Source organism: Blautia sp. AF17-9LB (genome assembly GCF_003479185.1).
GTDB classification, from domain to species: Bacteria; Bacillota; Clostridia; order Lachnospirales; family Lachnospiraceae; genus Fusicatenibacter; species Fusicatenibacter saccharivorans.
In genome coordinates, this window is the sequence record NZ_QUGU01000010.1 from 90,031 (window position 1) to 108,716 (window position 18,686).

Genomic DNA, 18,686 nt, shown 5'->3' on the forward strand with positions numbered 1-18,686 from the left:
GTAAAACCTCCCAAAATAAACATATCCCCTATTTTTTAATGGTGTACATTTTCACTTCCAGATCTCCGTCTGTGGAAACCACCTGATACGGAGCATCCGGGTAAACACATACAGAAGCGGTCTCCAGACCACCATCTGCATAAATCTCCAGATAGGAAACATCAAAAATAATCTCCATGTTGACATTTCCGCGCATGTAACGTTTTGTTGTGGATATCAGCAGATCCTCTTTTTTGAAGAGCTTCGGATCTACATCATCAAAGTAACTAAGGTCGCCGCTCTTAGAGCGGTCCACCGTGATGCTGTCCACCGTTACCTCGATGACTACTTCCTCACCTCTGCTGTTTTTCAGCGCAATTCTTCCGAAATTGCCCTGCACGAGAAGTCCAAAGCTCTCGGTCAGCAGCGGCTTCTGATTTCCGATCGGGAAGGCACCCGCACGGTACTCATCGATCCCGAACGGTTTTGTTTTCAGGCGGTAGCCCTCCTCGGTCTCACAAAGTGAAAGTTCTCTTGGCAGTGTCATCAGACCGGAATACTCACCGGTCGGAACAAAGTTCGCGTAGAGCGGATTAACGCCCCATCCAAGGTAAACCGGACGGTCGTAGTTTCCATACGTTACACCGGCATAATTGTCGAATCCGAAATCAATCCACAGCGGCTCGTCTGTGATCTCGGTGCACTGGAAGGTATCTCCGTCAAAATCACCGACGAAATACTGTATATTGGCACGGCCTTCGGTTCCCGGATGTATCATGCTGACTATCAGAATCCATTTGAATCCGTCAAATTCATTTCCTGTTTTAGCACGGATCAGATCGGTGCATTCCCATACAGTCGGCACTTTATTGACACCGACACCGAACTCGCCTGTTTTCTTCCAGTTTTTCAAATCCTGGGATGCGTAAAACTCTGCGTGGTCGCCGGATGCCAGAACAAGGCTCCAGCAGTCCTTTTTGTCATTCCAGAAGACGCGTGGATCACGGAAATCCGGTGTGCCCGGGTTTTCGATCACCGGGTTGCCATAATATTTTTCAAAATGCTTTCCCTGATCCAGGCTGTATGCAATACACTGCTGCTCCAGGCCCGTTTCCATATTGTGCGCCGTGTAGACAGCCACCATCGGTTTCTCACCGTATTTCGCAAATCCGCTGGTGTTATTTTCATCGTATGCCATACTTCCGGAGTACATCGTTCCGATCTCATCCGGGTACAGGGCGACCGGCAGATGCTCCCAGTGAATCAGGTCTTTCGATACTGCATGACCCCAGTGCATCGGTCCCCATACAACGTCATTTGGGTTATGCTGATAATACAGATGCCAGATACCATCGATATAAATCAGTCCGTTCGGATCGTTGTTCCAGTTTTTCTCCGGTGTAAAATGAATGTTCGGTCTAAAATCTCTTTTTCCCTGTTTACTCATAGGATCCCTCTTTTCCTGTTCTCTCTTTTCCTATTTTATCTTTTTCCATTTGGAACTTCAACAAAAAAGAAATAAGAACGAAATAATCTTCTTTTTAAATATGGCCATGTTATATGGGATACAACATGGCCACATTTGGAATTTCTTTAGTTATAGAACATTAATTGCAAATCGTTTACGTTACTGTTTTTTCGTAATCGCTTTTCGCCCGATTTTTAGTTTGCTGCAGAAGCTGCTCGATCTACTGCGCCCTGGTAAATCTCAACCAGTTCGCTCAAACCAGCGCCCTCAAGCTCTGTCTTATAGGACTCCCAGCTTGCATCATCAACGCCGCCGGTTACCCATGTAGTGATGTAACGGTCAACGATATCGGAGACGGTCGGCTGAATCTGTGCCAGACGCTGAATCTCTTCCTGGGTCATCAGAACACGCGGAATGGTGTCATACTCTTCCATGATGTCATCTTTACCGTTTTCTTTCTGCATCTCGAGAAGTTTTACAGCATCGAAGGTGTAGCCGCAAACGGTGTCATAGTACTCGTTCTGAACGATCATAGAACCACGGCAGGTTGTGGAGTTTACACGAGCCTCACCAAAGTTCTTATATTCCGGATTCAGAGGTTTGTAGTTTCCGTTTTCATCGAGCGGTGTACGAAGAACGCCGTCTTCGTCTTTCTCATAGTTGTATCCGATTGCGCCCCAGTTAGATGTAACAGAGATTTCCGGATCGCCTACCATGTAATCTACAAATCTTGCAACAACGTGCGGGAATTTGCAGGTCGTTGTGATTGCTGTATCGGAAGAATCCTGCAGCTCAGAGTAGTTGCACTCGAAACCGGTCATACCGTCTTCGCCCTGCAGTCTCGGAACTGCTACGTACTGATCATGTACTTCCTGGTTTGTAATTTCCTGATCGCCCCAAACACCGAAGGAACCGATCTTTGCAACATTCTCTTTGATCAGAGAAGATTTGAATGACATACTTTCATCTGCCTCGAAGGAACCGTTCCAGATCAGTCCTTCTTCATACAGCATGTTGAAAAATTCTGCTGTTTTCTTGAATGCTTCGTCTGTTGCAGTGAACGTAACTTTTCCGTCAACCATTCTTAAGTGATCCGCATAGGAGTTTCCTCCGCAGTAGGAGTCAGCGCATCCGAATGCACCTGTGAAACGATAGAACAGGTTGTAGGAACCAAAGGTATCGGTTGCGCCGAACCAGGTTGCCATCGGGATTTCATCGTCTTCGCCGTTTCCGTTCAGATCGCCGCCGTCGCGGATTGCTTTCAGGCAGTCTACCCACTCGTCTACGGTTGTCGGCACTTCTTTGCCTACTTTATCCAGCCATGTTTTGTTGATCACGAATGGTCCAGGTGTTAATACAAGACCTTTCATTTCCTCTACGTACGGGAATCCATATTTATGGCCGTTCGGAGCGGTGATCTCAAGCTGATACTGCTCATTGTCATCGAGGAATGCTTTCAGGTTCGGCATATACTCTTCGATCAGGCCTTCGGTCGGAAGGAATACATCCTGGTCTGCGTACTGAACTACGGTGTTTCCGGATTTACCATCGCCGAAGTTCCAGAATACATCCGGAAGATCCTGTCCGGAAGAAAGCATCAGATTGATTTTCTCTGTTGCGCTCTCCTGCGGGATCGGCTGCCAGTCAAACTCTACTCCTGTGTCCTCGAACCATTTCTGGCACATAGCCAGGTCGCCTACTTCTACAGTTCTGTCTGCAGAGTTTACGATCAGAGCGGAAATTTTTCCGTATTTCTCTTCGAATTTTGCCGGATCTTTGATGATCGGAAGGGTACCGTCGAGCTGGATGATTCCCTCATCTACTGCTTCCTGCTCTTCTGCTGTGAGACCTGTGTCACCTGCTTCTGTACCGGATGCAGAGGTGGTGTCTCCTCCTGTGCTTCCTGCACCGGAGCTGCTTGAGCTGCCGGAGCTGTTTCCACAGCCTGCGAGCATGCTGGTTACCATAAGGCTTGCCAGTAATACGGATACGATTTTTTTCTTCATATTGTTCCTCCTTTATTTTGCTGCCTTTTCCGGCAGTGAAATACGTTAGTATTTTTGTATTCCTACACATAAACCATGTCTGCTATATCCATGAATTCTGCAACAATAAATTTTCTGTTCTGCATCAGCCCTTGACTGCACCGATCGTAACACCTTTTGCGAAGTATTTCTGCAGGAAAGGATATACGCACAGAAGCGGGAATGCGGAAACAACTACGACACAGTATTTTAACTGCTCAGCCAGTTTCTGTTTTGTTACCATCTCAGAAGCACTACTTCCCATCTGGTTGGACTGGTTCATCAGTACCAAGTTTCGAAGAACGACCTGAAGAGGCATCTTGCTGTCATCCTGCAGGAACATCAGTGCGTTGAAGAACTGGTTCCACATTGCGGTTGCATAGAACAGACACATAACTGCGATGATCGTTTTCGACAGCGGAATTGCAATTTTGAAGAAGAATCCAAAATCGCTGCAGCCGTCGATTTTTGCTGCTTCGAGAAGCTCGACCGGAATACCACTTTCAAAGAAGGAGCGGCATACGATCAGGTTGTAAGCGGACACTGCTACCGGAAGGACCATAGCCCATGTTGTGTTGTAGATGTGCAGCTGCTGTACGGTTAAGTACATCGGAATCATACCGCCGCTGAAGAACATCGTGAAGGTGAACAGGAACATAATCGGTTTTCTTCCTACCATATCGTATCTGGAAAGTGCATAGCCGGCCGGAATGGTGCAGACCAGGGAAATCAGCGTTCCTAATACGGTATATTTGATGGTGTTTGCATAGCCGGTCCAGAGCGGCTGGTATTTCAGTGTGGTTTCATATCCGTTGGTGTACCACGCTTCCGGATAGAGAAGAATTTTACCGGAGCTTACAACAACCGGGTCTGTAACAGATGCCAGAAGCACGTAATACAGAGGATATACAATTGCAATACAGACAAGGATCATGATGACGGTATTGATCACGGTAAAGACCTTGTCTCCCGTACTCATTTTTACTTTTTTCTTTTTCACAGTGTTATTATTTGCCATTTTTCAAGCCCCCTGACTCTTAGAAAATACTGATATCGCTGGTCTTCTTTGCAACTGCGTTTGTGATAACCAGAATAATGAAGTTTACAACGGAGTTAAATAAGCCAACGGCTGTCGCAAAACTGTACTGTGCGGTCTGGAGACCTACTTTGTATACGTATGTCGAAATGATCTCACTGACGGTTGTGTTGGTACCGTTCTGCATCAGATAAGCTTTCTCATATCCCACGTTCATAATGTTACCTACCTGAAGGATCAGCATCAGGATGATGGTCGGCATAATCAGAGGTAAATCAATGTAAAGGATCTTCTGAAATCTGGAAGCACCATCCATCGTTGCTGCTTCGTAATATTCCGGGCTGATTGCGGTCAGTGCTGCGATGAAGATGATGGCGTTGAATCCCATCGTCTGCCAGATGTTACTTCCGATGAAGAGTTTGCGGAAGTACTCCGGAAGGCTGGTGAACATGATTGCTTTTCCGCCGGCTCCCATAACTGCGTGGTTTACAAGACCGTTTGCGGAAAACAGTACGGAAATCAGGCTGACTACAACTACGTTTGACATAAAGTACGGTGCGTAGGAGATGGTCTGGATGATTCGTCTCGGTCCGCTTCTCTGTACCTGGTTCAGTAAGAGTGCGAAGATAACCGGAATCGGGAATCCGATGATCAGGCTCTCCAGACTGATGACGATCGTGTTCTTGATTGCCGTCATGGCAATACTGGTACTGAAGAACATCTTGAAATACTTGAAGATCGGATCTGCCCACGGACTTCCCATGATTCCCATGCGGCCTTTAAAATCTTTAAAGGCGATGATCAGGCCGTACATTGGATAGTAAGCAAAAACGATCAGCCAGATCAGTGCAGGAATCAGCAGGATGTACAGCTGCCAGCACGAGAGCGCTTTTTTCAATTTTCCACTTTCTGCCGTTTTCGGCGATGACGTTTTTTTCTTCATAGTTCCCTCCTTATTTCTCTAAAAGCTTTACCAACCGCTTTTCGTTCCACATTTGCATCGTTTCCGTTTTGGCACTTTGCCTTGTGGAACCTGTTCCATACCTGTATCATAGTACGCAGTTCGCCCAATGTCAACAAATCATCAATATTTTTTCGTCATTTTCAATATTTTCACAATTTTTATTTTGTGTTTTTGTGCAATATGCATCCTGTTTTTCATAAAATTCACACTTATCTTCTTTCTTCTCCCATTCTCCTGTTCCACATGTTCCGCTGTTCCATGCTTTTCCTGTTCCATATGTTCCACTTTTCCGTTTTTCACTATTTTTTCGACAATTGCAACTGTTTCAGCAGCGATTTCATATCCTTTTGCTCAGTCTTTCTGCCCTTTTGCCGTATATAAGTTGGTTTTATTTCATTTTTATTTTATACATGAAAAAGAGACACCCTTTCTTTTCAGATCGAGTGTCTCTGATATCTGTTCTTCTTCTGTTCTATCGCAATCCCGGAAAATGATGCAAAATTCGGTAATTCCCTGTTTTGTTATCTTCAGGTACTTTCTCCTTTTCGGAAGGTCACATCCACAATCTGCTCCATCTCCTCAATCTTCTTTCCGTCAATCATGCGGATGATTGTGTCCACGCTCCGCTTTGCGATTTCCGGCACATTCTGACAGACCGTCGTCAGCTCCGGTGTCAAAAAGCGGGTAAAATCCAGGCCGTCGTAGCCAACCACCTTCAGTTTTTTCGGAATCTTAATCCCTTTTTTCTGCAGCATCTTCATGCACGCTGCCGCTGTGACATCGGCTGTAAAGAGTCCATCAATTCCATCAAAATGGCTGATGTATTTTTTCCAGATCGTCGGGCCGCTCTGAAAATTCAGAATCTTGCTTCCGGCATCAATCGCTGTAATTTTACATTTATGCTGTTTGCAGACTTCCGCAAACCGTCGGTAACGATCCATGGAGCAACCACGCTCTGTTGCACTCGATGCAAAATAGAGCACATTCTTACATCCTGCGCTCAAAAGCGCCTGCGCCGCAAGCTCACCGCCGCGCTTATGGTCGGAATGTATACACGGAATCCCTTCGGTGACGTAGCGGTCAATCATGACAATCGGACGGTGAATTTCCGCCAGGCTGACAGAAGACGGGATATCCGCACAGCAGATAATGCCGTCCATGACATTTCGCTGCAGCATTTCCACAAATTCCTCGATGCGGTTCGGATTGTCCCCAACCTCGCAGAGCATGCACTTGTAGCCATTGGTGTACAGATTATTCTCGACATGTTTCACCAGAGATGCCATAAACGGATGTGAAAGATTCTTAACAACAATTCCGATAAAACCGGACTTGTTGCGGAACAGGTTCTGGGCAAGCTCATTTGGTTTATAGTTCAGTTCCTCCACTGCCTGCATGATCTTCTGTTTTGTTTCATCGGAAATATACCCGCTCCCATTGAGTGCACGGGATACCGTTCCGATTCCTACTCCCGCTTTGATCGCGACATCTCTAATACTTGCCATAGTTTCTCCTAACTCCTATTCTGACACTGGGCTGTTTTCTCTGACTCGTTCCGGCTTTTCCCCCGCTGCCGGTCTGTGGAGCCCGTTCCACAATGCTTGATTACTTTTATTTTAAAGCACCGCAATCTACAAATCAAGTTAAAAGCTGAAAATTTAAGTACAAAAAACAAGCGACTGTTTGGATCATTTCCCTTTTTCTGGTGAAACCATCCAAACAGCCTCCTGTGTTTTTGTCACTTTTGTCTTATTTTCCAAAAACGCTCATTCATGCGGGCATGCTTTGCGATTTTTCTGGAATTTCATATGTCCCTGAACATTCAGAAACGCTTAATCGTTTTCCAACGAGATATCACCATCCTTTGTCATCAGTGTGATTCTGCCCGCTGGCTGATCCGGTACATAAGAAAAGCTCTGCTCGTCCTCCTCTTTCTGCATCAGATTCTCCATGGTATCCGGTACATTGATCTCCCCAAAATCTGTCTTTGCCGTAATTTCCAGCCGTTCCAGATCTTTTTTACCCAGTTCAAGTTCAATATCGCCGTAGGAGTTTTCCACCGACACGTCTCCGGAAAGCTTCGTATTTTGGATTTTCGCATCGCCATCCTCCAGCGTGATCGACCCATTCTCCCACGTTCCGCTCTTCAGTTCCACATCACCGTAATCTGCTTTGCATTTGATATTCTGCATGTCACATCCGAAAAGTGTGATATCTCCATCCGCATTTTGCAGTCTTCCGCTTTCCGCCTGGATGCCATTCATCTGCACATCACCGAATCCCATCGTTACCTCTATTTTTTTCAGTACCTTCTTTTCCGGTACATACAGAATCACTCCTGTTTCCGACTGTTTACCGCCACTTAAGATTTCTTCCGTAAAGTCAATATTAATGTAAATCGTATCGGACACTGCGCTTGTCTCTTCGATGCTCAGAACACCGTCCCGCACGCGATATTCCACTGCAGTCTCTCCTTTTTTCGACGGAATCCGCCAGGCGAGATAACAGGAATCGTCACCGGACGGAAGGATGTTCAGGTCGCCGATCGTAAGGTCTGCCTGCAGTTCATCAAAATCATCAAGTTTTATCTTTTCCTGTGTGGAAATGCCGTCTTCCTTCTTCGCAGAACCGCTCATCGCATTCAGATCATACGTTTCCGCGTATGCTTTTCCGCCGCTTGCCCATCCGCTGAACATCAGCACTGCACCGGCAATACAGCAGGCACATCCTGTCAGTAATGCTGTTTTTGTCCATTTTTTCATGATCTGCTTCCTCCTTTTTTCGTTACCTTACGTGTACACCACACGAACAGCCGTCCCATCCATTTTGCAAAGTATACGCCGAACACCGCGCACAGAATACTGATTCCCAGCATGAAAACGCCCATTCCGGTAATAAAGCAGAATCCGCCGAAGGAAACCGAGACTGCCAGAATGCCGCGCAGCAGCATCTTAATTCCGGCGGCCACGCCGACAACTGCAATCAGAAAAACGCTCATATCAAGCAGTGCCGCACAGAGGGCCGCGCAGAGCAGAACGATGAGAATGCTGATCAGAATCGGGGCTCCGACCGGGGCTGCAAACAGGGCGAGAATCGCGATCCAGACGATGTTGGCGCCTGTCGTTTTTTTCTTCTCTTTCCGTTTTTCTTCCTTTTCCATTGCCTCGCGTTCATCTACTTTTTTGTCCAGAAGATTCCGCATCAGCTCGGCGGCTGCCTGTTTCGGTGTTCCGAGTTCTTTGATCACGGCCTGCTCATTTTCCGGACCGGCATCTGCAAAATACTCGGTGAAGTATTCCATCGCATCTTCATAGTCGCTCTGCGGAAGCTTCCTCAGATACTTTTCCAATTGTTTCAGATATTCCCCACTCGTCATTCTTTTTTCCTCCACACGATAATGTCGTCAATGGTGTCACGATAGGACTTCCATTCGCCCTGCAGGTACGCCATCTGTGTTTTTCCTGCTTCTGTGATCGAATAATACTTCCGTTTTCTGCCCTGGTACTCTGCGGAATACGTCGTCACGTAGCCCGCCTTTTCCAGTTTTTTCAGGATCGGGTACAGTGTCGACTCTTTGATGTCTGCAACCAGTTTGATCGTCTGGCTGATTTCATATCCATAAGAATCTTCCCGATTCACAATCGACAGGATCATAAATTCGATCAGCAGTGCTGATACCGGAAAATACATAAAAAACCACCTCCGTTAGTTTCTGATATGTAAAATATTTATATATATATAATTTATACATATCATAAGACTATGGAGGCGGTTTGTCAAGGGGAATATATAAAATTTTTACATATTCGCTGTCATGTCATCATCTGTGTTTATTTCAGGGCTTTTCCGGAACCGAATGCGTCGCCGACTTTGTCGCCCATGGCGAGATAGGTGTTGTTGACCGGGTCGAAGGCGATTGGTTTCAGTTTTTTCGGGTCGATCTTTCCGTCGGTCAGAACGCTCTCGTCTGCGCAGACGTTCACGATCTCGCCGACCAGAATGCCGTTGTCAAAGCTTTTCACTTTGCACTCCAGTGCCATCGGAAGCTCGTCGATCAGCGGCGCGTTGACGAATTCGCTCTTCGTTGCATGGAAACCGGCGCGTGCAAATTTATCCGGAACTTTTCTGCCGGACTCGATGCCGACGTAATCGCAGCCAACAACAGTATCCTCGGTTGCCATGCTGACGGTGAAGGCACCGGTTGCGGCAAGGTTGTCTGTTGTCTTGTGGTCGCCCATGCTGATGGAGATCTCATTGAAATCTGTGACTACACCCCATGCAGCATTCATGGCATCCGGGTTGCCATCTTTGTCATATGTTGCAATAATCAGAACCGGAAGTGGATACATGTTTGGTTTTGCTCCAAAATTTACTCTGCTCATGGTTGTTCCTCCTGTTTTGCTTGATTTTCTTTATTATAACGCTTACAGCAAACTTTAACACAAGAGATTTTCTCTGCAAATTTTCTTAATCGTTTAATTTTCTCGTCATATCATGCCATTCCTCGCCGCCCCAGGTGGATGCGGAGATTCCCTCGTCGCGGAAATTCATCTTTTTGTACATCTCCACCTTATCCTGCAGGCAGGTCAGAATGAGCTGTTTTCTTCCGTTTTTCTGTTCCCGGCGGCTGTACTCTTCCATCAGCGCGCGGGCGATTCCCTGGCCGCGGTATTCCGGCAGGACACTGAGACCCAGCAGCATGACGTTTTCTCCCTTCGGGTCGTACAGACTGATTTCATCGAAAAAGGCATCACGGAATTTTGTCTCGTTTGTTGCAAGTCCGTTCAGCGTTCCGGCGATTTTTCCGGTTTCTTTGTCTACTGCCGCCAGAAACAGCTCCGGCGCGTACTGCACCCGCTCGCGCATGCTCTTTTCGGAGCACGCCTCATTCGGCGGAAAGCACGCCAGCTCAATGGCAACGCCCTGTTCCATTTCGTCCTGGCGGATGGTTCGAAGTTCATATCGTTCCATTTTATGGTATTCCTCCATTGCCCGCTCAAAAAACTGCAGAAAACCGTCTTCCACGGCAAGCTGATCGAGCGCGGCTTCTTGCTCATTCAGATCGTAATAATATTTTCCGGTCCGCAGATCGATCGACAGACGGTCGAGCGGAAAGCCTTTTTTGCTCATCGGATGGGGTGTGCTGACCATGCGGAAAGGAGCGCTCTCCATTGACGGGTCCATCGCGTCATAGCGGTGGTCCGCATCAAGAATCAGCGAAACTGCGTTTTTGTAGCGTCCCGTCAGGCCGCCGTACTTTTCTGCAAGGGCGGCGTAATGCACGGTCATTTCTTCATCGGACAGATACTTTCCGTTCACGGTCCGCACATGGACGCCGGGCTGGTCGTCCTCTGCCACGTTGTCAAAATACAGACCGGAATCACAGGAGAACACCGGCATATGAAGCGCGTTGAAATACGCCTCCGCCTTTTTCCTGGCATTTTCCAGCGGCGTTTTTCCATCCTCGATAATCTCTGGCTGCTTAACACCGCCAAGATCTTTCAGCCCGATCAGCTCAATTCCAAGACCGGCAAGGCGGTGACGCATCGCGTCGAGTTTTGCCGGGTTGCCGGTTCCGTACAGTAACTTCATTTCTGCCCCCTTCTATGCCTCGATGCCGAACTCTTCCGGGCGGAAGCGCGGGCAGACATTTTCCGACGATGTGATGACGGATGCAGCAAGACGCGTACCGATTTCAACTGCCTTGCCAAGCGTTTTTCCATAGGTCAGACCGGCGGAAACACCTGCGCAGAACGCATCACCGGCTCCTGTTGTATCTTTTACCTGTACTTTCTGCGCCGGGCAGAAGCCGCTCTCTCCGTCTGCTTCCGCATAAACCGCTCCGTCGCCGCCCATTGTTACGACCATGGCCGGAACATTTGCCGCTTTCAGACGCTCGGCGAGAATCTTTTCCATCTCGGCCGGTGTTTTTTCGCTGTAATCATCGGAGAAGAAAACGCCTGCCTCGATCTGGTTGCAGATCAGGCAGTCAAATTTCTGCAGAAGATCTCTTCTGCTGACTGCGATGTTCATGTTGCTGACAACGCCGTACAATTTTTTATCGTATTTTTCACAGAGCTGTACCAGCTTTTTGATGATCTCTTTGTCCATATCGATCTCTGCCACAATGGAATCGCAGTTTTCGATAATTTCATCTCCGTTTTCTTCCAGAATATCGAGAATCGGCATCAGGTTCGGGCGCTGGGAAATGGAGCCCGCCAGGTCACCGTTGTGATCGAAGACAGCAAGCCATGTTCCCATACCGTTCGGGATTTCTTTCATGTATTCGGTATTGACTTTGTGGCGCTGCAGTTTGCGCACAACATCCTCGCCGAGTGCGGTATTATCCACGATTCCAAGGAAGGTCGGGCGCAGTTCCAGGTTTGCGATATCCTCCACCACGTTTCGGCTCACACCGCCGTGGATGTATTCGACATGGCCGGCGTTTCTGCCGTCCGGGACGTAGATGTCCTCTGGAAAACCTTTGATATCCACAAAAACTGCTCCTAATACTACGATTCCATTTTTATTTACTGCCATGTTTCTTTTTTCCTCTCCTGTTTTTTCATTCCTTCTTTTTTCAGACAAGCCTCTTCGTCTGTTTCACGAAATTTCTGTCTTCTCAGCATCCAAATAATGTAAGGCACTTTTACATTGCTGCTCTCTGCTACTGTCTCGACAGTTGAGACAGTGAAGAACGCTCAACTCCTACACAATCCATCCGCTCTGACCTCTGATTGGCCATACACTCGCAGGGAGTTGAGTTGCCGGATTTCACCGTCTCGACCTGGAAGCTGGTCCTTATTTCTTTGTTTTGACATCAAGACTACCGTCTCCACATGCTCCGACCACGCGAACATATCATACCCCCATGCCTCTTCTGCCTTATATCCGTGTTTCGTCAGATACCGCAGGTCTCTCGCCAATGTCTCCGGATTGCAGGAGACGTAGACCACTTTTTTCGGTGAAAGGGTTACGACAGAGGACAGAAAGGCTTCATCACTGCCGGCTCTTGGCGGGTCCATGAAGACGACATCGGCTTTTTCGCCTTTTTCGGCCATGGAGACCATGAAGGCGCCGGCGTCGTTCTGGTAGAAGGAGACGTTTTTGATTTGGTTTCGTTTGGCGTTTGTTACGGCATCGCGGACGGCGTCCGGGTTCAGTTCGACGCTGATGACTTCTCTGGCATCGCGGGATGCGATGAGGCCGATGGTTCCGATTCCGCAGTAGGCGTCCAGGACGCGTTCGTTTCCGGTGAGGCCGGCCAGGGAGATGGCTTTTTCGTACAGTTTTTTCGTCTGAACCGGGTTGACCTGGTAGAAGGACTGCGGGGAGATGCGGAAGGTGCAGCCGCAGAGTTCATCCTCGATGTAACCGCGTCCGAAGAGGACAATGTCGCGTTTTCCGAGTACCATGCTGTCGGTGCGGTCGTTGACGTTCAGTACGATCGTGGTGATCTCCGGGTGGAGTTTGCGCAGGGCCTTTACGAAGTTGTTTTTTGACGGGAAGACTGGTGATACGCAGACGAGGACGACCATGATCTCGCCGGAAGCAAAGCCGGTGCGCACCATGACGTGGCGCAGGAGGCCGTAGCCGCTGTCCTCGTTGTAGATCATGATTTTGAAGCTCTTCAGCAGACTGCGGATATCGCAGATGATGGCATCGGCACGCTGATCCTCGAGCAGGCACTCATCGACCGGAACCACTTTGTGTGTGCCCTTTTCATAAATGCCGGATATGATCGTTCCGTCTTTTTTGCGTGCAAAGGCGGAATTGACTTTATTCCGGTAATGATAAGGATTTTCCATGCCAACCATGCCTTTGACCGGGACGATGCCCTTCAGAGTCTTCTTCAGGAACTGCTCTTTTTTCGCGAGCTGCTCTTCGTAGGAGAGGTTCAGATATGTGCATCCGCCGCATTTTTTCTGATAAGGACATTTCGACGATGATGAACTCTTTTTCTGCTTTCCTTTTTCCGGTGCCACGCTCTTTGTTTTCTCGATACGAACAGCTTTCTTTTTATTTTCCCTGTCGAAATACGTCTTTTTTCTTCCGTCAGATCTTTTATTCTTCTCTCTCGTGTTTTCCACTTTCTCTTACCTTCTTCCTCTATTTCGCAAACCCGCGCAGCAGCGCGATCTCTTTTGCATATCCGTCCAGCTCATTCGGTGTTTCCAGATAGAACGACAGTCCCGCCAGCGCCGGATGTGTCACAATCCGCTCAAATGCCGCAAGTCCCAGCGATCCCTCGCCGATCTTCTCATGGCGGTCCTTATGGCTCTCAAACGGATTCTTGCTGTCGTTCAGATGAACCGCTTTCAGCTTCGAAAGTCCTACCACGCGGTCGAACCTCTCAAGCACATCATCGAGGTGATCCACAATATCGTATCCCGCATCGTACACATGGCACGTATCTAGGCAGACACCCATGTGGTCTTTTAATTCCACGCGCTCCAGAATCGCCGCCAGCTCCTCAAACGAGCGGCCGACTTCGGTTCCTTTTCCTGCCATCGTCTCAAGCAGCACCGTGGTCGTCTGCTCCGGTTTTAAAATTTCATTCAGCATCTCCGAAATCAGACGGATTCCCTCTTCCGCCCCCTGTCCGGTATGACTGCCCGGGTGGAAATTGTAGCAGTTTCCCGGCGTATACTCCATCCGTTTCAGATCATCCGCCATCGTCATCCATGCAAACTCTCTCGTGTGCGCATCCTTCGAGCACGGATTCAGCGTGTACGGCGCATGTGCCAAAATGCGCTCGATTCCATGCTCCTTACTGTAAGAAAGAAACGCTGCGACATCCGCCTCGTCGATGGCTTTCGCCTTGCTTCCTCTCGGGTTTCTTGTAAAAAACTGAAAGGTATTCGCCCCGATGGACACCGCCTCTTTTCCCATGGCAAGATATCCTTTGGACGATGATAAATGACATCCTATTGTCAGCATAACTTCTATTCTCCTTTATTTCCAAACCACAACTCACCGATTCTCTGCGAGCCGCATTACTTAAAGCACAATTTTCCGGTACGGAATTCCCATCTCCGAGAGTGCTTCCTCCTCCCGCTTCTGACACGTAAAGAGCAGCACCTGCGTCCGGTTTTCCGCCAGCCATTTCAAAGTTTCTTTCAGCCGGTTTTCATCGTAAAACGCAAACGATTCATCGAGAATCACCGGCAGCTCCTCCTCGCCGCAGAGCACATCCATCGCCGCCATGCGGAGCGCAAAGTACGCCTGCTCGATCGTGCCGCGGCTGACCTGTTCAAGCGGCACATATTCGTCTGCGGTGTGAAGGCCGATCCGCAGATTCTCATCCATATTCACCTGCAGATAGCGGCCATTCGTCAGCGATGACAGCGTTTTTGACATCTGCTGTTTTAAGCGGTCGCCGATCCGGCTCTGCATCTGTACGGAGAGACTCTGGATCGTCTCCCCCGACAGGGAAAGCGCATCGAGTTCTTCCTGCAGATGATCTTTTTCCGTCATGGAAATGCAGAGCTCTTCGTATTCACTCTGCAAGTTCGACAGCACCGTCTGTTTCTGCCCCAGCTCCTGCTTCAGGCGGTCCACATTCCACTGCTGGCGGCGGATCGCCTGCTCCTCCGGCTCCGTCACGACCTGCTCGACCTCCGTTTTCCGGTGACGGAACAGACTGTACGCCAGATACAAGAGCGCCGCAATCGCAAGCCCGAGTCCCGTTCTCGTCAGCAGCGAATCAATATGGAAGAACTGCAGAATGCATAAGAACAAGAGAAATCCAGCCAGCGCCACGCACGCGGCACCCCATTTGCGGCTCTTCCGAGATTCTTTTTTCATCTTCCGCACCCGTTCGATCGGCACATCCTTCTGATAGATATCCCGCTTCATCTGCTCTTTCGCCTGCTGCAGATTCTCCTCGCTCTGACGGCACTCCTCCGTAAAAACGGAAATTTTCGTCTCAAGTTCTTCCTTCCGTTTTTCCAGTCCCGCCAGCGTCTTTTTCTGTTCCTGCTCCAGGCGCTTTCTCTTCTGCTTCAGCAGATCCAGCGCCGCCGCCACATCTAGCTCTCCATCGCTGCTCCCCTGGTAATTTGCCATATAGTTCCGCAGCTCATCCGCAAGCCCTTCCTCGGTTCTGCCTTTTAACTGCCCGATCGAAGCCGTATTATCATACACAATCTCACTGACACCGCCGAGCAGCATGGAAAGATCGCCGTCCACCACGGAGAGCACCTCGCCGTCCGTCAGGCACACCAGCTTTGCATTGGCGTTCTGCCGCCCGAAATTCCGTGTCAGGCGGAACCGTTTGCCGCCGCTTTCAAGCACCATCTCTCCCGCATAGTATGCCGGATTTTCCCATGGCTCATAACGACTGTAGACATCATTTTTTGCCGCCCGCCCCCGGCCGCGTGTCATGCCGAACAGCATGCTGCGGATGAAGGTATGGACGGTCGATTTTCCGCTCTCATTTTCCCCGCTGATGAGCTGAATCCCATCGGAAAATTCCAGTGTGCGGTTCTGCATTTTTCCAAAATTGCGGATTTCCAGTTTTTCTATTTTCATCTTCTATGCCTCCCGCAATCTTTTTTCAGCCGTTCCTGCGTGCCGCCAGCAGCGCCTCGAGACCATAGTCGAGCGCCTTCTGTGACTGCGCATCCGTCTTTGTTTCAAATGCTTCAATATAGGCGCTGATCAGACTAGCGCCATACGTTTTCTTCAGCTGTTCCAGATCGTATGCCGGACGTGTTTTATCCTCCACGGAGATGACTCTGCCGCAGTCCAGCAGCCGTTTCGGAGAAAATTCCAGCTCGGCGGCACGGTGTCCCACAAGTTTCAGGCGGATGATTTTTCGGATCTTCCCATCCTCCCGCAGCGCCAGCTCCTGTTTCAGCTTCGTCTCCAGCGCATACTGTGTCAGATCCTCCGTCACGTTCAACACCAGATCTTCGTACTCATATCTGGCAAACGGCACAAACTGAATCCGCGTGCCGTGCTCGTCCACTGTTCCGCGGATGTAGCCGTGCGGCCCCAACTGCGTCTCATCCGTCGGTTCGAGTGCGCCTGCGTATGCCATTTTGTCGGGAATAAGAATCCCCGGCTTATGAATGTGCCCGCACGCAATATAATCAAACCCAGCCTGCGCCATGCGGCCCGGATTCCACGGCATGTGGCGGGCATCGCCGCCGTGCGCGAGCAGCAGATGATATTTCATTTTTCCCTCCGGCCGCACGCCGTCCAGCCGGTTTTCCAGGATCTCTTTTTTGTCGTAACTGCATCCGTACACCGCCGTCTTCTTCTCCGGAACTTCAACACACTCCGGCTCCGGCGACAGGAGCATTACCACGTTGTCTGCCCAGTCGAAACCGCGGTAAAAGCTCTCCCGCTTCACATAATCGTGGTTTCCGGCAATCAGCACGACGATCGTCTCCGGGATGGAAGCAAAGAGATCATTAACCTCTTTCAGTTCCCGCAGCAGCGGCTGACGCTGGAACAGATCTCCCGCGATCAACAGAAAGTCCGTCTTTTCCCGACCGGCCAGGCGGATGATCCGCCGGAAGCTCTCCCAGATGGCCTCCCCGCGCTCCTCGCTCCAGGGAAATCCCGCATCCGGCTGCATGCCAAGATGCACGTCCGCAATATGAATAAACCGCATAGGCGCATACCCCTTTCTGGATTCATTTTCTCCATTACTACAATACGGACGTCAGGCACACCAAATCCACATTGGATTCCACTGCACCCGGCATCCGTATTTTTTAAGTTTCTATATCACTTTTCGTAATTACAGCTCGCAGTTGTTTACTGTTCTCGGGAACGGGATGACGTCGCGGATATTGCCCATTCCGGTCAGATACATGACGCATCTTTCAAATCCCAGTCCGAATCCTGCATGGTGGGTAGAACCATATTTTCTGAGGTCCAGATAGAATCCGTAATCTTCCTCAGCAAGTCCCAGCTCTTTCATACGGCCAAGCAGTTTCTCGTAGTCGTCCTCACGCTGGCTTCCGCCGATGATCTCTCCGATGCCAGGAACCAGACAGTCCATAGCGGCAACGGTCTTGTTGTCATCGTTCAGCTTCATGTAGAACGCTTTGATCTCCTTCGGATAATCGGTAACGAAAACCGGTCTCTTGAAGATCTGCTCGGTCAAATAACGCTCATGCTCGGTCTGCAGATCGCATCCCCAGTATACTTTGTAATCGAATTTGTCGTTGTTTTTCTCCAGAAGCTCGATAGCCTCGGTGTAGGTTACACGGCCGAACTCAGAATTTACGACATGGTTCAGACGCTCGATCAGTCCCTTGTCCACGAAACTGTTGAAGAACTGCATTTCTTCCGGTGCATGCTCCATAACGTAGCGGATGACATATTTCAGCATTGCCTCAGCAAGCTCCATATCGTCCTCCAGATCAGCGAATGCGATTTCCGGCTCGATCATCCAGAACTCAGCTGCGTGGCGGGTGGTGTTGGAATTCTCTGCACGGAAAGTCGGTCCGAAGGTGTAGATATTGCGGAATGCCTGTGCAAAGGTCTCGCCGTTTAACTGTCCGCTTACGGTAAGGCTTGTCTTCTTTCCGAAGAAGTCCTGTGTGAAATCAACAGCGCCGTCCTCGGTTTTCGGAATATTGTCAAGATCCATGGTGGTTACCTGGAACATCTCGCCGGCTCCCTCGCAGTCGCTTCCGGTGATCAGCGGGGTATTGACATAAACGAAGTCTCTCTCCTGGAAGAACTGATGGATCGCATAGGCGCAGAGGGAACGAACACGGAAGACTGCCTGGAAGGTGTTGGTTCTCGGACGCAGATGGGAAATGGTACGAAGGTATTCCATGGAGTGGCGTTTTTTCTGCAGCGGGTAATCCGGTGCGGAAACGCCCTCTACGGTAACTTCTGCCGCCTGAATCTCAAACGGCTGTTTTGCCTGCGGGGTAGCAACGAGGGTACCTTTTACGATGATGGCTGCGCCGACGTTCATTTTGGAAATCTCAGCGAAGTTTTCCATCTCATCGTGGTATACGATCTGCAGGGTTTCGAAATAGCTTCCGTCGTGCAGAACGATGAAACCAAAGGTTTTGGAATCACGTACGCTGCGCACCCAGCCGCCTACGGTTACTTCTTTGTCCAGGTATACTTCCCGGTTTTTATAAATCTCTCGGATGGTTGTAAGTTTCATTGTCTTTTTTCTCCCTAAATATTCATAGTGCTTTCTTTATTCTAGCACTTTTTGCGTCATTAGAAAACCCC

17 protein-coding genes are annotated in these 18,686 nt (G+C 49.2%); all 17 read right to left on the bottom strand.

The window, feature by feature from the left end; all coding sequences use genetic code 11:
* Positions 1 to 28: 28 nt before the first annotated feature.
* Entirely contained in the window at positions 29 to 1,426 is a 1,398-nt protein-coding gene (locus DWX00_RS11750) for a glycoside hydrolase family 32 protein (RefSeq protein ID WP_118595282.1), read from the bottom strand.
* 215 nt (positions 1,427 to 1,641) lie between these two features.
* Positions 1,642 to 3,453: an extracellular solute-binding protein gene (locus DWX00_RS11755; protein ID WP_022461556.1), complete on the bottom strand. Its 1,812-nt coding sequence runs from the start codon at positions 3,451 to 3,453 to the stop codon at positions 1,642 to 1,644.
* A gap of 124 nt (positions 3,454 to 3,577) precedes the next feature.
* Positions 3,578 to 4,489 carry a carbohydrate ABC transporter permease gene (locus DWX00_RS11760; RefSeq protein WP_082426161.1) on the bottom strand — a complete coding sequence of 304 codons (912 nt, stop codon included), beginning with the start codon at positions 4,487 to 4,489 and terminating at the stop codon, positions 3,578 to 3,580.
* A gap of 19 nt (positions 4,490 to 4,508) precedes the next feature.
* The gene (locus tag DWX00_RS11765) at positions 4,509 to 5,450 is read right to left on the bottom strand and encodes an ABC transporter permease (protein ID WP_022461554.1); all 942 of its coding nucleotides are present in this window, start codon (positions 5,448 to 5,450) and stop codon (positions 4,509 to 4,511) included.
* 141 nt (positions 5,451 to 5,591) lie between these two features.
* Entirely contained in the window at positions 5,592 to 5,747 is a 156-nt protein-coding gene (locus DWX00_RS19640; RefSeq protein ID WP_158565053.1) for a hypothetical protein, read from the bottom strand.
* A gap of 251 nt (positions 5,748 to 5,998) precedes the next feature.
* On the bottom strand, positions 5,999 to 6,976 hold the full coding sequence (locus DWX00_RS11770; protein ID WP_022461553.1) for a LacI family DNA-binding transcriptional regulator: 978 nt from the start codon (positions 6,974 to 6,976) through the stop codon (positions 5,999 to 6,001).
* Between the two features lie 327 nt (positions 6,977 to 7,303).
* Positions 7,304 to 8,233, bottom strand: coding sequence for a DUF4097 family beta strand repeat-containing protein (locus DWX00_RS11775; RefSeq protein ID WP_118595283.1), 930 nt, complete (start codon positions 8,231 to 8,233; stop codon positions 7,304 to 7,306).
* Positions 8,230 to 8,847, bottom strand: a complete 618-nt coding sequence (locus tag DWX00_RS11780; protein WP_118595284.1) for a DUF1700 domain-containing protein — start codon at positions 8,845 to 8,847, stop codon at positions 8,230 to 8,232. The genes DWX00_RS11775 and DWX00_RS11780 overlap by 4 nt, the downstream gene beginning before the upstream one ends.
* Positions 8,844 to 9,161, bottom strand: coding sequence for a PadR family transcriptional regulator (locus DWX00_RS11785; protein ID WP_117509934.1), 318 nt, complete (start codon positions 9,159 to 9,161; stop codon positions 8,844 to 8,846). Before DWX00_RS11785 ends, DWX00_RS11780 begins: the two co-directional genes overlap by 4 nt.
* A gap of 140 nt (positions 9,162 to 9,301) precedes the next feature.
* The gene (locus DWX00_RS11790) at positions 9,302 to 9,853 is read right to left on the bottom strand and encodes a flavin reductase family protein (protein ID WP_055219194.1); all 552 of its coding nucleotides are present in this window, start codon (positions 9,851 to 9,853) and stop codon (positions 9,302 to 9,304) included.
* 85 nt (positions 9,854 to 9,938) lie between these two features.
* Entirely contained in the window at positions 9,939 to 11,063 is a 1,125-nt protein-coding gene (locus tag DWX00_RS20455) for a non-canonical purine NTP pyrophosphatase (RefSeq protein ID WP_118595285.1), read from the bottom strand.
* A gap of 12 nt (positions 11,064 to 11,075) precedes the next feature.
* Positions 11,076 to 12,011, bottom strand: coding sequence for a carbohydrate kinase family protein (locus tag DWX00_RS11800; RefSeq protein ID WP_118595286.1), 936 nt, complete (start codon positions 12,009 to 12,011; stop codon positions 11,076 to 11,078).
* Positions 12,012 to 12,172: 161 nt separating this feature from the next.
* Positions 12,173 to 13,561: a 23S rRNA (uracil(1939)-C(5))-methyltransferase RlmD gene (rlmD, locus tag DWX00_RS11805; RefSeq protein ID WP_118595287.1), complete on the bottom strand. Its 1,389-nt coding sequence runs from the start codon at positions 13,559 to 13,561 to the stop codon at positions 12,173 to 12,175.
* 19 nt (positions 13,562 to 13,580) lie between these two features.
* Positions 13,581 to 14,411, bottom strand: a complete 831-nt coding sequence (locus tag DWX00_RS11810; protein ID WP_118595288.1) for a deoxyribonuclease IV — start codon at positions 14,409 to 14,411, stop codon at positions 13,581 to 13,583.
* 60 nt (positions 14,412 to 14,471) lie between these two features.
* Positions 14,472 to 16,004 (bottom strand): ATP-binding protein, encoded by a 1,533-nt coding sequence (locus DWX00_RS11815; RefSeq protein WP_118595289.1) that lies wholly within the window; start codon positions 16,002 to 16,004, stop codon positions 14,472 to 14,474.
* 25 nt (positions 16,005 to 16,029) lie between these two features.
* On the bottom strand, positions 16,030 to 17,094 hold the full coding sequence (locus DWX00_RS11820; RefSeq protein WP_118595290.1) for a metallophosphoesterase family protein: 1,065 nt from the start codon (positions 17,092 to 17,094) through the stop codon (positions 16,030 to 16,032).
* 129 nt (positions 17,095 to 17,223) lie between these two features.
* The gene (asnS, locus tag DWX00_RS11825; protein ID WP_055219187.1) at positions 17,224 to 18,615 is read right to left on the bottom strand and encodes an asparagine--tRNA ligase; all 1,392 of its coding nucleotides are present in this window, start codon (positions 18,613 to 18,615) and stop codon (positions 17,224 to 17,226) included.
* Positions 18,616 to 18,686 lie beyond the last annotated feature (71 nt).